This is a genomic window from Bordetella pertussis 18323 (assembly GCF_000306945.1).
GTDB lineage: Bacteria > Pseudomonadota > Gammaproteobacteria > Burkholderiales > Burkholderiaceae_B > Bordetella > Bordetella pertussis.
Map to the genome: position 1 here is coordinate 1,779,734 of NC_018518.1, position 13,379 is coordinate 1,793,112.

12 protein-coding genes and 1 tRNA gene are annotated in these 13,379 nt (G+C 66.1%); 6 read left to right on the forward strand and 7 right to left on the reverse strand.

Going from position 1 to position 13,379, the window contains the following annotated elements; genetic code table 11:
• The 6 genes from BN118_RS08370 to dapC all read right to left on the reverse strand — a co-directional run bounded on the left by BN118_RS08370 (nt 1) and on the right by dapC (nt 8,980).
• Nucleotides 1-2,613 (reverse strand): TonB-dependent receptor, encoded by a 2,613-nt coding sequence (locus BN118_RS08370; protein WP_010926400.1) that lies wholly within the window; start codon nt 2,611-2,613, stop codon nt 1-3.
• Between the two features lie 359 nt (nt 2,614-2,972).
• Nucleotides 2,973-4,898: an ABC-F family ATP-binding cassette domain-containing protein gene (locus BN118_RS08375; RefSeq protein ID WP_003812542.1), complete on the reverse strand. Its 1,926-nt coding sequence runs from the start codon at nt 4,896-4,898 to the stop codon at nt 2,973-2,975.
• The gene (prmB, locus tag BN118_RS08380; protein ID WP_010930547.1) at nt 4,895-5,791 is read right to left on the reverse strand and encodes a 50S ribosomal protein L3 N(5)-glutamine methyltransferase; all 897 of its coding nucleotides are present in this window, start codon (nt 5,789-5,791) and stop codon (nt 4,895-4,897) included. The genes BN118_RS08375 and prmB overlap by 4 nt, the downstream gene beginning before the upstream one ends.
• 6 nt (nt 5,792-5,797) lie before the next feature.
• The gene (dapE, locus tag BN118_RS08385) at nt 5,798-6,937 is read right to left on the reverse strand and encodes a succinyl-diaminopimelate desuccinylase (protein WP_010930548.1); all 1,140 of its coding nucleotides are present in this window, start codon (nt 6,935-6,937) and stop codon (nt 5,798-5,800) included.
• The gene (gene dapD / locus BN118_RS08390) at nt 6,937-7,758 is read right to left on the reverse strand and encodes a 2,3,4,5-tetrahydropyridine-2,6-dicarboxylate N-succinyltransferase (protein WP_014905721.1); all 822 of its coding nucleotides are present in this window, start codon (nt 7,756-7,758) and stop codon (nt 6,937-6,939) included. Before dapD ends, dapE begins: the two co-directional genes overlap by 1 nt.
• A gap of 25 nt (nt 7,759-7,783) precedes the next feature.
• Nucleotides 7,784-8,980, reverse strand: coding sequence for a succinyldiaminopimelate transaminase (gene dapC, locus BN118_RS08395; RefSeq protein WP_014905722.1), 1,197 nt, complete (start codon nt 8,978-8,980; stop codon nt 7,784-7,786).
• Between the two features lie 45 nt (nt 8,981-9,025).
• Between dapC and BN118_RS08400 the strand changes: the two genes are divergently transcribed.
• Nucleotides 9,026-9,112, forward strand: a tRNA-Leu gene (locus BN118_RS08400).
• 218 nt (nt 9,113-9,330) lie between these two features.
• Here the strand turns inward: BN118_RS08400 and BN118_RS08405 are convergent.
• Nucleotides 9,331-9,660: a DUF4148 domain-containing protein gene (locus BN118_RS08405; RefSeq protein WP_010930549.1), complete on the reverse strand. Its 330-nt coding sequence runs from the start codon at nt 9,658-9,660 to the stop codon at nt 9,331-9,333.
• A 382-nt stretch (nt 9,661-10,042) separates the two neighbouring features.
• On the opposite strand from BN118_RS08405, the gene phg reads away from it, so the two are divergent.
• The 5 genes from phg to BN118_RS08430 all read left to right on the forward strand — a co-directional run bounded on the left by phg (nt 10,043) and on the right by BN118_RS08430 (nt 13,177).
• A complete protein-coding gene (phg, locus tag BN118_RS08410) occupies nt 10,043-11,299 on the forward strand; it encodes an autotransporter Phg (protein ID WP_010930550.1) in 1,257 nt (418 codons plus the stop codon).
• Nucleotides 11,300-11,373: 74 nt separating this feature from the next.
• Nucleotides 11,374-11,655 (forward strand): membrane protein, encoded by a 282-nt coding sequence (locus BN118_RS08415; protein ID WP_003812526.1) that lies wholly within the window; start codon nt 11,374-11,376, stop codon nt 11,653-11,655.
• A gap of 41 nt (nt 11,656-11,696) precedes the next feature.
• Nucleotides 11,697-12,017 (forward strand): hypothetical protein, encoded by a 321-nt coding sequence (locus BN118_RS08420; protein ID WP_003812524.1) that lies wholly within the window; start codon nt 11,697-11,699, stop codon nt 12,015-12,017.
• Between the two features lie 306 nt (nt 12,018-12,323).
• On the forward strand, nt 12,324-12,527 hold the full coding sequence (locus tag BN118_RS08425; RefSeq protein WP_010930551.1) for a cold-shock protein: 204 nt from the start codon (nt 12,324-12,326) through the stop codon (nt 12,525-12,527).
• Between the two features lie 83 nt (nt 12,528-12,610).
• Nucleotides 12,611-13,177 (forward strand): DUF924 family protein, encoded by a 567-nt coding sequence (locus tag BN118_RS08430; protein WP_003812519.1) that lies wholly within the window; start codon nt 12,611-12,613, stop codon nt 13,175-13,177.
• Nucleotides 13,178-13,379: the final 202 nt, after the last annotated feature.

Genomic DNA, 13,379 nt, shown 5'->3' on the forward strand with positions numbered 1-13,379 from the left:
TCAATAGCGGTATCCCACCTGCAGCCAGATCTCGCGTCCGGTGCGATAGCGCCGCGCATCGATCAGGCTGTCGCGCGGGTTGGTCGTCAGCGCCGCGATGCGGTTGAGCACATTGAGCACGTCCAATGCCAGGGTGACCTGGCGCGCGAACGGGGGTTGCCAGATAAGGCGGGTGTCCCAGCTCCAGTACGAAGGGGCGGAAAGCGATTCGTACATGTCGAGGTACTCGGGGGCGGGCCCTGTGTCCACGAACGCGATTTCCTTGCGCCGCCCGTGCCAGTTCACGGTGTTGCTCCACGTCAGTCCGTGGCGCGGCCAATGGCCGGTGAGATCCAGCGAGACCTTGTGCGGCAGGTTGAAGTTGCTCGGCGGCAAGTTCGCTGCCGGGATCCGCTTGCCGTTGTAGTACACATAATCGGCCCGTTCCACAGGCGATGATTCATAGCCCTCGGCCAGGTTCAGGTTGCGCTTGTTGCGCTGGTAGCCCCAGCTGGCCTGGGCATGCCACAGCGTTTCGCCCAGCCGCCACGCCTCTTCGTTGGCCAGGGTGAGATTCCAGCCGTCGGTACGCGAGTTGCCTTCGTTGGTATAGCGATAGCCCACGCGCGAATCGCCGCGGCGCGTGACCTGGTCGCGGCCGTTGCGGTGCACGAACGTCAGCACGCCGCGTATGCCGTAGGCGCGCTGCGCCAGCGAGAAGGCCCATTCGTCGTCGTAGGGGCTGCGCAGGCCGTCGTAGTTCACGCGCGTGATTTTGCGTCCATTGGGCACGGGATCGCCGTGGTGGTCCAGCACTTGCTCGCTCAGGCGGCTGAACTCTTCCTGCATGGCGATCTTGAGGACATGCCCGCCGTAGTAGCGTGACCAACCCGCGCTCAGGACGGTGTCGTCGCTGCCCAGCACATCCCAGTCCAGGCGCGCCCGGGGCGCGAGCGTGCGGTGGTGCAGGAAGTTGTCCCTGTCATAGCGCAGGCCGGCGTTCAAGGTCCAGCGCCGCCACGTGAGTTCATCCGACGCATACAGCCCCAGCCTGGTGTAGTCGAGCGTAACCGAGCCCGGCAGGTGGCGGACCTTGCTGAAGTGTTTTTCGGTGCCGTCCTCCCGGTGCACGGCCCGGTACGAGTACGACTGGTTGTAGCGCTTGAAGCGCGCGCCGGTGTGCTCGACCTGCAAGCCCACATAGGAGGCATGGCTGACCGGGCCGGTCTGGATGGGCGCCAGGTCGAGCCGCGTGGCCAGCGTCAGGTTGCGCTGGCCCTTTTCGTCCTTGCCATATCCGCCGCTGGCGAATCCGGGCCGACCGTCGACGAAGTCGTGCTGCACGAATTCGGTATGGGCAGAGTTGCGGTGGCTGTCGAACCGGTCCCATCCCAATTGCGCCGACAGCTTGCCGCCGCGCAAGGTATGTTCGATATTCCAGACCGCGCCCTGCGCGCCGTGCCGATTGCGCCAGTCCGTATCGCGGAAGAAATTGCTCACCAGATGTTCGCGCCGATCGGCGTACTTCAGGCTCAGGTCCGTGATCGTGTCGGCATCCAGGCGCAGGCTGAACTTGCCCAGCAGGTTGTCGACGCGGTCCAGGGAGTCGTCGCGCTCGGGACGGTCCAGGTGGCCCACCGCGCCCAGGCGCCAGCGTTCGATCCGGGAAATGCGCCGTGACAGGCCCAGCACCAGGCCGGCGCGTTCGCCGAGCGCGATGTCGGCGGACGCGGTATGGAAGCGCTTGCGCCAGGACGGCGTGAAATCCGGGGTGCCCTGCAGCCAGTCTTCGGCGTTGCCGGGCGCGATCTTCTGCCGTGTCAGGTTCGAGCCGTTCCAGCGATAGTCCAGCTTCACGTGGTTTTCGCCCGACGGCCGGCGCAGGCGCGCATCCACCACGCCGCCGTTGAATGCGCCATACTCGACCGGAATGCTGTTGTCGAAGACGCGCACTTCGCCCAGCAGCGCAGTGTCCAGAAAATAGGCTTGCGGGTTGCTGGGAACGTCGGTGAAGTTGCGGCTCTTGTTGGCCGGGTCGACCCGGCTGGTGGCGCCGACGCCGTCGATGAGAAACAGGTTCTGGTAGGGGCTGGCGCCGTGGATGGAGATGTCCTCCACGTTCAGCGTTCCCCGGTTGGCGCCGTCCTCGGCGGTGCCGCTTTCGCGTATGGCGGGATGCGTGGCGATCAGCGCGCTGAGGTCTCGGTTGGAGGCCGGCGTGGCGGCGATCTCCTGCTCGGTATAGACGCGCTCGCGCGTTGCGTCGCCGTACACGCGCACCGGTTCGAGCGGCCACGCCGCGGCCGCGTCGGCGGCGCGCACGACGGCATAGCGGTTCGCGCCCGCGGCGCGCCATGTCAGGCCGGAGCCGCGCAGCAGGTGTTGCAGCGCGGCCTGCGCAGTCATCGTGGCGCGCAGCGCCGGCGCCTGTTTACGCGCGGCCTCGCGAGCATCGAACGAGAGCGCCACGCCGGCTTGCCGGGCGTATGCCCGCAGGGCCGCGTCCAGGGGTTGGGCGGGAAGATCGAAGGCGAGGGCGGGGGATTGCGTCGCCGCGTGGGTCGCCGCGGCGGTGCAGAGCAGCAGCGCGGCCAGAGTTGTGCGTTGGCGCTTCTTGAGGATGGGTTTCGACATGCGTGCCTTCCGGACTGAGTGAAATACAGTCGTGCAAGAGCATGCATATCGGACGCGAGGACGATACCGGGCGCGGGGGGCAAGGTGGCCGTGTATCCGGGCTCATGGGGCGTTCAGGAAATCCAGCAGTGCCTCGATCTCGCCGGGGCTCGGGTCCGGCGGGCGCAGCCAGCCGCCCATCGGCGCGCCGCGGTAGCGGCGGTGCCGTGATGCTGGGGGGATACGTCCGTGTGCGAAGACATGGCGCCGGCGCGGTACTGCGCGGTCAGAGTCGAATTCGCGGCGGAGTATAGGAGATAATGCGTCTCGCTGGTTTTACGCTGCGCGGATTCCTACGCCAAGGTGCGCGGGCGCCGCGCTCAGGCGGCGTTGTCCTGCTCGATCTCTTCGAGTGCCTGCTGGATCTCCAGCCATTGCTCCTCGAGGTCATTGAGGCGCTTGCCGGATTCGCCGTGTTCGGTCATCACTTGCTGGCGTTCGGTGCGTCGCGCGTCGGAATAGAGATCGGCGTCGGCGATCACGGCATCCAGTTCCTGCAGGCGGGCGCGGGCGCGCTCCATGTCGGCCTCAACCTTCGCCAGTTTGGCGGCCAGCGGCTTGCGCAGCGTGGCCAGGCGTTGCCGCTGCTCGGCTTCGAGCCGGCGCTGGGCCTTGCGATCGACGGCCACGCCCGGCTCGCCGGCGGCGGCCTCGCGCGCGGCGGCGCGTTCGCCGGCGTTGCGGGCGGCCAGCCAGTCCCGATAGTCTTCGAGATCGCCGTCGAACTCGCGCACGCCGCCGTCGGCCACGATCCAGAAGCTGTCGACCGTGGTGCGCAGCAGGTGCCGGTCGTGCGATACCAGCAGCATGCTGCCGGAGAATTCCGCGAGCGCCGTGGCCAGCGCCTCGCGCGTCTCCACGTCCAGGTGGTTGCTGGGTTCGTCGAGCAGCAGCAGGTTGGGTTTTTGCCAGACGATCAGCGACAGGGCGAGACGGGCTTTCTCGCCGCCGGACATGGGGCCGACCTTGCTCAGCACGGTGTCGCCGGAAAAGCCGAAGCCGCCCAGGTAGTTGCGCAGCTCCTGCTCGCGCACTTCCGGAGCCAGCCGCGCGAGGTGCGCGAGCGGCGTGCTGTCGAGGTCCAGCATGTCGAGCTGGTGCTGGTGGAAATAGCCGATCGCCAGCCCGCGCGACGCGCGCCGCGTGCCGGCATGCGGGGCCAGCTCGTCGGCCAGCGTCTTGATCAGGGTGCTCTTGCCCGCGCCATTGGCGCCCAGCACGCCGATACGGCTGCCGGCTCGCACCATCAGCGTGACGTCGCGCAGAATGGGCTCGGCGCCGCCGTAGCCGGCATCCATGTGTTCCATGGCCAGCAGCGGGTCGGGCATGTGGTCGGGCGAGGGGATGCGGATATCGATGCCCGATTCGGCATGGATAGGCGCCAGCGCTTCCATGCGCGCGAGCGCCTTGACGCGGCTTTGCGCCTGCTTGGCCTTGGAAGCCTTGGCCTTGAAACGATCGATGAAGCCTTGCAGGCGCGCGGCTTCGCGCGTCTGGCGTTCGTAGGCGATATTGGCTTGGCGCAGGCGTTCGGCGCGCTGCAGCAGGAAGTCCTGGTAGCCGCCGCGATAGCGCTGCAGCTTGGCCTGGTCGAAGTGCAGGATGGCGCGCGCCACCGCGTCCAGGAATTCCGTGTCGTGCGAAATCAGCAGAACCGTACCGGGATAGGCGGTCAGCCATTTCTCCAGCCACAGCATGGCGTCAAGGTCCAGGTGGTTGGTTGGCTCGTCCAGCAGCAACAGCTCCGACGGCGCCATCAGCGCGCGCGCCAGCGCCAGCCGCATGCGCCAGCCGCCGGAAAAGCTGCGCACCGGCTGCATCCATTCGGATGGCTTGAATCCCAGGCCCGCGAGCAACTGCTCGGCGCGCGAGGCCGCGCTCCAGGCGCCCGCCTCGATCAGCGCCGCTTCGGTTTCGGCGATCTGCGTGCCCTGGTCGTCGGTCAGCGCGGCGCGCTGGGCCTGCAGTGCGCGCAGGTGGGTGTCGCCGTCGATGACGAATTCGCGCGCCGCTTGCGCGTCGGCGGCAATCTCCTGCTGCACGCTGGCGATGCGCCAGCCCGCGGGCAGGTCCAGGTTGCCGGCGTCGGGGTCCAGCGCGCCGGTCAGCAGCGCGAACAGCGACGATTTGCCCGCGCCGTTCTTGCCGACGATGCCGACGCGTTCGCCGGGATGCACAACGAAATCGGCGCCGTCGAGCAGCACTTTGGTGCCGCGGCGCAGGGTCAAGCCAGAAGCGCGTATCACGTGTTCAATTGTTCGCGGGTAAGCAGCAGAATCTGGTCCGAGGATTCCGCGGTGTCCAGCCATACCGGCTGCAGATCAGGGAAGGCCGCCTCGAAATGATCGCGCTCGTGGCCGATTTCCAGCACCAGCACGCCGTCGGCGGACAGGTAGCCGGGGGCCGCGGCCAGGATGCGGCGCACCAGATCCATGCCATCGGCGCCGCCGGCCAGCGCCAGCGCCGGCTCGTGGCGGTATTCCTGGGGCAGGGCGCCCATCGAGGCCTGGTTGACGTAGGGCGGGTTGCAGACGATGACGTCATAGGCGGCGGCCGGCAGGGCCTCGAACAGATTGCCCTGGCGCAAGGTCAGGCGGTCCTGCAGACCGTACTCGGCAACGTTGCGCGCGGCGACTTCCAGCGCATCGGACGAAACGTCGACGGCGTCGACTTGCGCAACGGGAAAAGCCAGCGCGGCCAGGATGGCCAGGCAGCCCGACCCGGTGCACATGTCCAGGGCGCGCTCGACCTGCAGCGGATCCCGCACCCAAGGCGCCAGCCCCTCGTCGAGCAGTTCGGCGATCGGCGAGCGGGGCACGATCACACGGCGGTCGACATGGAACCGATGGCCGCGCAGCCAGGCCTCGCCGGTCAGGTAGGCGGCCGGCAGGCGCTCGGTGACGCGCCGGTCTATCAGGTCGAGCACGCGGCTGCGTTCGCTCGGCAGGACGCGCGCATCCAGGAACGGATCGAGCGTATCGGGCGGCAGATGCAGGCCGTGCAGCACCAGGTAGACCGCTTCGTCCCAGGCGTTGTCGGAGCCGTGGCCCAGCGCGACACGGGCCGCGTTCAGGCGCGACACCGCGTAGCGGATCAGGTCGCGCAGGGTCTGCAGCTCTTGGCGATTATTGTTTTGCATGGAGGATCAGTCGGCCAGCAGCAGGTTTTCCAGCGTGCGGCGGTAAATGTTCTTCAAGGGCGCGAGGCTGGACAGTTCGATGCGCTCGTTGACCTTGTGGATCGTGGCGTTGCAGGGGCCGAACTCGATGACCTGCGGGCAGATCCTGGCGATGAAGCGGCCATCGGATGTGCCGCCGGTGGTCGAGAGTTCGGCCTGCAATCCGGTTTCGGCCTGGATTGCCGACACCAGCGCATCGGTCAGCGAGCCGCGCGGCGTCAGGAAAGGTTCGCCGCCCAGCTCCCAGTCGAGCTGGTACTCCAGGCCGTGGCGGTCCAGCACCTCATGCACGCGCGCCTTGAGCTGGCCGGGCGTGCTGGCGGTGGAAAAGCGGAAATTGAACAGCGCCACCGCCTCGCCCGGCACGACGTTGGTCGCGCCCGTGCCGGCGTGCAGGTTGGAGACCTGGAACGTGGTGGGCGGGAAGTACTCGTTGCCCTGGTCCCATTCGATGGCGACCAGTTCGGTCAGCGCCGGCGCCAGTTGATGGACCGGGTTGCGCGCCAGGTGGGGGTACGCGACATGGCCTTGCACGCCCTTGACCAGCAGGCGTCCGGACAGCGAACCGCGGCGTCCGTTCTTGCATACGTCGCCCAACGCCTCGGTGGAGGTCGGTTCGCCGACGATGCAGTAGTCGAGCTGTTCGCCGCGCTGGCGCAGCTCGTCGCAGACGATCACCGTTCCGTCGACTGCCGGCCCCTCTTCGTCGGAGGTGATCAGCAGGGCGATCGAACCCGGGTGTTCGGGGTGCACCGCCACGAACTCCTCGGCCGCCACCACGAAGGCGGCGATCGAGCTTTTCATGTCGGCGGCACCCCTGCCGTACAGGAACCCGTCGCGCTCGGTCGGCACGAAGGGGTCGCTGTCCCACTTGTCGCGCGGACCGGGCGGCACCACGTCGGTATGGCCGGCGAACACCGTCAGGGGCGCGCCGGCGCCGCGTCGCGCCCACAGGTTGGTCACGCCGCCGCGCGCAATCGTTTCGCATTGGAAACCGATGCGCTCCAGGCGCTGCGCCAGCAGCATCTGGCAATCCACATCGTCGGGCGTGACCGAGGGACGGGCGATCAGATCCTTGACCAGATCCAGTACGGCAGATGCGGTCATCAGGCCCTCAGCAGGTCATTGATGTTGGTCTTGGCGCGGGTCTGCGCGTCGACGCGCTTGACGATCACCGCGCAGGCCAGGCTGTGCGAGCCATCCTCGGACGGCAGCGAGCCGGGAACCACGACCGAGCCCGACGGCACGCGGCCGTACGAAACCTTGCCGGTGGCGCGATCGTAGATCTTGGTGCTTTGCGACAGGAACACGCCCATCGCCAGCACCGAGTTCTCCTCGACCACCACGCCCTCGACGACTTCCGAGCGCGCGCCGATGAAGCAGTTGTCCTCGATGATGGTGGGGTTGGCCTGCAGCGGTTCGAGCACGCCGCCGATGCCCACGCCGCCGGACAGGTGCACGTTCTTGCCGATCTGCGCGCACGAGCCCACGGTGGCCCAGGTATCGACCATGGTGCCTTCATCGACATAGGCGCCGATGTTGACGTAGGAGGGCATCAGCACCACGTTGCGGGCGATGAAAGCGCCGCGGCGCGCCACGGCCGGCGGCACCACGCGGTAGCCGCCGGCCTTGAACGCGGCTTCGCCGTAGCCGGCGAACTTGGTCGGCACCTTGTCGTAGAACTGCAGCGGGCCCTGGCCCATGACGGCATTGTCGTGCAGCCGGAACGACAGCAGCACGGCCTTCTTGATCCATTGGTGCACGATCCATTGATCGTCGATTTTTTCGGCCACGCGCAGGCGGCCCAGATCCAATCCGTCGATCGTGTGTTCGACGGCATCGCGCACTTCGGCGCTCGCGTCGACGGGCGACAGGTTGGCCCGGTTTTCCCAGGCTTGTTCGATGGTGGTCTGCAGGTCGAGAGTCATGACGGCTCAGCTATTCCAGGGTTGATCAAATGGAGGTTCTTGCAAAATGGGCGATGCGCTCGGCGGCCTGTACGCATTGGTCCAGTGGCGCCACCAGCGCGATCCGTATGCGGCCTTGGCCGGGGTTGGCATTGTGCGCTTCGCGCGCCAGCAGGCTGCCCGGCAGCACCGTGACGCCGGTACGGCCATAGAGCTCGCGCGCAAACGCCGTATCCGAGCCGGGCGTGCCCGCCCACAGGTAGAACGAAGCCTGTGGCGCGCGCACATCCAGTACGTTCTGCAGGATGGGCAGCACGGCTTCGAACTTGGCGCGATACTGGCGCCGGTTTTCCTGCACATGCGTCTCATCGGACCACGCAGCGATGCTGGCGGCCGAAACAACCGGGCTCATGGCGCTGCCATGGTAGGTGCGGTACAGCAGGAAGCGCGCCAGCAGCGCGGCGTCGCCGGCCACGAACCCCGAACGCATGCCGGGCACGTTCGAACGCTTGGACAGGCTGGAGAACGCCACCAGGTTCGTGTAGCGATCGCGCCCCAGGCGGCGCGCCGCCTGCAGGCTGCCCAGCGGGGGGGTATCCTCGTCCAGATAGATTTCCGAGTAGCACTCGTACGCGGCGATCACGAAACCATGGCGATCGGACAGCTCGAACAGGGTGCGCCATTCTTCCAGGCTCATCACGTTGCCGGCGGGATTGCCCGGCGAACACACGAACACCAGTTGGGTCCTGCGCCAGACCTCGTCGGGCACGCGCGCCCAGTCGCAGCCGAAATCGCGTGCCGGGTCGGCGTTGACGTAATAGGGGGTGGCGCCGGCCAGCAGGGCCGCGCCCTCGTAGATCTGGTAGAACGGATTGGGACACACCACCAGCGCGCCGGCCGAGGGATCGATGACGGTCTGGGCGAAGGCGAACAACGCCTCGCGCGAGCCCAGCACCGGCAGCACTTCGCTCTCGGGATCGGGCGCGGGAATGCTGTAGCGGCGCGACAGCCATTGCGAGATCGCCTGGCGCAGGGCCGGCTCGCCCTTGGTCGACGGATAGACCGACAGGCCCGCCAGGTTGGCGGCAATGGCCTGGCCTACACAGGCCGGAGCCGCGTGCTTGGGCTCGCCGATCGACAGGTTGATGGGAGGCAGGTCGTGCGTCGGCTTACCAGCGTCCGCTAGCAAGGCCCGCAATTTTTCAAAAGGATAAGGATGCAAGGCATCGAGGCGCGGATTCATGGGGCATGATTTTAACAAGCAAGCTACAATAGCGGGCTTGGCTTTGCGAAGGTGGCGAAATTGGTAGACGCACCAGGTTTAGGTCCTGACGCCGTAACAGGTGTGCGGGTTCGAGTCCCGCCCTTCGCACCAACTCATTGACACCCGTTGATCGCTATTATCAATTCTTTTTGAATCAACGGGTTGGCCGGCACCTTCCCCTGCCTTTCTGGCCGCGCGGCGCGCTTGCCCGGTGTCGCATCCATCGCCGCTTCCCCCATCCGTAAAAAGAACTGCCGTCATCCCTTGTGGGGATGGCGGCAGTTCGACTGCGCACGCGAACGCCGGCCGGGGGGGGGGCCGGCCGATGCTCAGTTGCGGGGCGGGTAGTCGAGTTCGCCGAAGGTGTATTGGCCGCTGGCCTTGGCCTGGGCCAGTTCTGCCTTGACCTGGTCGCGGCTCGGGGCGGCGGTGCTGCCGGTCTGCGCGGCGGGATATTCCAGCTCGCCAAACGTGTATTGGCCGTTGGCCTTGGCTTGCGCCAGTTCGGCCTGCACCTGGGCGCGGGTCGGCGCATTGGCGTCGGTCTGGCCGTAGACGCCCTGGTAGGGCAGGTTGTTGGGTTCGGCGTTGGGCGCGGCCTGGGCGCCTGCGCTCAGCGGGCCGAGCGACAGCATCAGGGCGGTAGCAAGGGTTTTCATGGCAATTCCTCCGGTTCACTTGGATGTGGGACTCCGGACACGGCGGGCTTTCTGTTCCGTCGTAGTTCGTTGTTTCGTTTCCCAATGGCCGAATTGTGCGCGCTCGTGACATCCGGATAAACCCTGGTTTTTGGTAAAGATTATTCCATTTTTAGGCCTAATTTCTTGGAATAAACCAGATCATTGCATGAATGTAATGATCGACTAGGGCAGGACGACGACTTGCGGGGAGCGGGCGAGCCACGGCCACGGGCAGGCGATTTCGCGATCTGGGCCGGAATTGCCCTGGTTTCCGTCCCTTTGGCGGCTGGCTTACTTTTTAAAATTCGATTTTGTATTTTGTATCGAAAATATTTCGAGTTTTGACAAGGCGGCACCTGCAATGAAACCGACTTCCATCCTGGCACGTTTGCCCCGCTATCTCGGCGCCTGCGCGCTGGCCGCGCTGGCCGCGCTGGCTGTCGCGCCGCTCGCGCCGGCGCAGGCACAGACTCCGCTGCCCGCGGGACTCGGCGCCGCCGAGGTGCGGCAGTATTTGTCCGGCCTGCCGTCCGATGCCCTGCGCCAGCAGGCGTCGTGGCTGGCGCCGGCGCTGTTGCGCCCCTATCTGTCAGGCCTGACGGATGCGCAATTGCGGCAATATGTGCAGGCGCTGACACCCGGGCAGATCACGCAGGGGCTGGCGGCGTTGACGCCTGCGCAGCGTGCGCGGCTGCAGCGCGAATTCGAACGGCAGGCGCGCCGGCAGGTGCAGCAGGCGGTACGGGCCGAGGTCGCCGCGCGCAGCGCGCGGGCGGTGGCGATGGGGCAGAGCGCATCGATGCTGCTGCTCGACGCCGAGATGGGAACCCTGGCGCAACGCCAGGGCGATCTGCGCCGCGGCCACGACGAGGGCGCCTTCTGGGCGCGCGGCAGCGCGAACCGCTTCAAGGTCGATACGCCGGACACACCGGCGTTCGACCTGCGCGTGGAGTACCTGACGCTGGGCGCCGACCATGGCTGGCGCCTGGACACGGGGCGGCTCTATCTGGGCGCCTACGCCGGCGTCTCGCGCGCCCGCATGGATGACAACGACATCATGCACGGCCGGATCGAAAGCCGGTTCCTGGGCACGTACCTGACTTATGTGGACAACGGCGGGTTCTACGTCGATGCGGTCAGCAAGCTGGGGCGTATCGACGAGTCCGTGTCGTTCGACCTGCCGCTGGGGCTGGGCGACTACGACGACGATATATCGCATACAACGTATACGGGCAGTGCCGAGGCCGGCTATCACTTCAAGTTGCCGCAACGCTGGTTCGTCGAGCCGCAGGCGCAGGTGATCTACTCGCGCAGCAGCCAGACGTCGGTGCAGGGGCGGGCCGGCGTGCGCGCCGGCCGGGATTTCACCCTGGCCGGCGGCGCGACCTTGCGTCCTTATGTCAGCGCCTCGTACCTGCACGAGTTCTCGCACGACGACTCGGTCGATTTCGGCGGCAAGTCGTACGATGCCGAACTGCCCGGCAGCCGCTGGCAGCTGGGTGCCGGCGCGGCGCTGGACGTGGGGGCGCATCGCGCCTACGCGGATCTGCGCTATGGGCACGGCGCCAACATCAGTCAGGACCTGTCGCTGAACATCGGCTACGCGTACCGCTTCTAGCGCGCCGGGCCGCGCCGCGGGGCCGCCTATAATGGCGGCCCGTTGGTCTTCCCAGGCGTCCGCCTTTCGATCTCATGGTCTACGAGGATTTTTTCTGGTTCATGGCCGCGCTGGTGGCGTTGGCCCTGGTCGGTGGCGCGCTGTTCGGACGCCTGGGCCGGCTTGCCCACAGCGTCATCGCGATGCTGGGCCTGGCGATCGCGGTCGGCGTGGCGGTGCTGCTGGGCGCGCGAGGCGAGGACGTGGGCCCCTACGCGCCCCTGCTGGCGATCGCCGCGTTCATGTTCTGCCTGATGATCGGCGGCGCGGCAACACTGGTTACGCGCCGCGTAAGGCGGCGCCATCTGACGCACTGAGCGCGCCATCGGGCGCGCCGGCTTTTTCTTGGACAATCATCATGGATATTTCCAGCCACCTGCTTGCCGAACTCGCCAATGGCGTTTGCCTGGAAACCCGCGTGGATGGCCAGACCATCGGCACCTATGTGGTGCTGGGGCCTGCCGATCTGGACGCCATCGCGGACATCGTGCCGCGCCAGCGCGTGGAGGAGGGGGCCGACATTCACGCGGCGGCGGTCGACAGCGTCGACGGGGCGCAAATGGAGATCGATCAGGTCATCGAGAATATGAATCCCGGCGACGTCGCGGTGTTCTTCTGCGCCGACGGCGACTGCTATGGCGCCGCGCTGGACCTGCTGGGCTTGCCGGTCGACGAGTAGCCGCCGCAGGCGGGCCGAGGGTCATGCGCACACCTTATAAGCACATTACCGAGACGCAAATATTTGCGCAAAAAATAAGCATCGTGGCACGGCAGTTGCTCTTTGTTGCAATATTGGCACGCGTTTTTTAGGATTATGTTGACTTGTGAGGGGAACCTGACGATAGTGTCGGCACACACGAAATCAAGCGTTGCAATGTTTGTTCAGTGCCGTGCCTTCTCCGGCGTCCGCGTTATTGTTCTACTGCCCCTCCTTGATTGATTCGTGGTCCCGGGTCTCGGCCCATTAATTTCTAGGAAATACAGTATGGAAACCGGCGTCGTTAAGTGGTTCAACGCGGAAAAAGGTTATGGCTTCATCACCCCGGAAGCGGGCGGCAAGGATTTGTTCGCGCACTTCTCGGAAATCCAGGCCAATGGCTTCAAGTCGTTGGAAGAGAATCAGCGCGTCAGCTTCGTGACGGCGATGGGCCCGAAGGGTCCTCAGGCGACGAAGATCCAGATTCTGTAAGAATCTGAGCGCGTCCATAAAAGCCCCCGCCAGGGGGCTTTTTCATTGCTTGGCCCAAGCGGCCAATTCCGCAGGAGCACGACATGTCCGATTCGATGGCCGGCCCGGCAGCCTTGCCCGATGCGGCGACCGTTCTCGCGTTCTGGCGCGAGGCGGGACCCGCCCGCTGGTATGCCAAGGACGAGCAATTCGACCGTACGTTCACCATGCGTTTCGAAGCCGCGCACATGGCGGCGGCGCGCGGGGAATTGATGGCCTGGTCCGCCAGCGCCGAGGGGGTGCTGGCATTGCTGATTCTGCTGGATCAATTCCCGCGTAACGCCTATCGCGGTACCGGCCATATGTTTGCCACCGACGGGCTGGCGCGGCAGATCTGCGAGCAGGCGATCGCGGCCGGGCTGGACCGGCAGGGGCCGGAAGATTTGCGGCAGTTCTATTACATGCCGCTCGAACATGCCGAAGATTTGGCGGCCCAGGAACAGTGTGTAAGCCTGATGGCGCCGCTGCACGCCGAAACCTTGCGTTGGGCGGAAATCCACCGCGATATTATTGCTCGCTTTGGGCGTTTCCCGCATCGAAATACTGTCTTGGGCCGCGCCACGACCGCCGAGGAACAGCAGTTTCTGGACCAGGGCGGATTTTCCGGCTGAGGGCTTCGCATATTCAGTCGTGATGCTGAAAAACCGCGTTTTCTGGCCGAGTTCCCCCAATTTTGTATGCTGTTGTAACGTCGCTTTCTGGCGTGGAATTTTCCGCTTTCGGCGGGCTTGCCGGGCTGGCCGCAAGCGCACGTTCATGCGCGCGGGGAAGGCCGCGATCCGGTGCGTAAGGCCGATTGACCTGTCGGGGCAT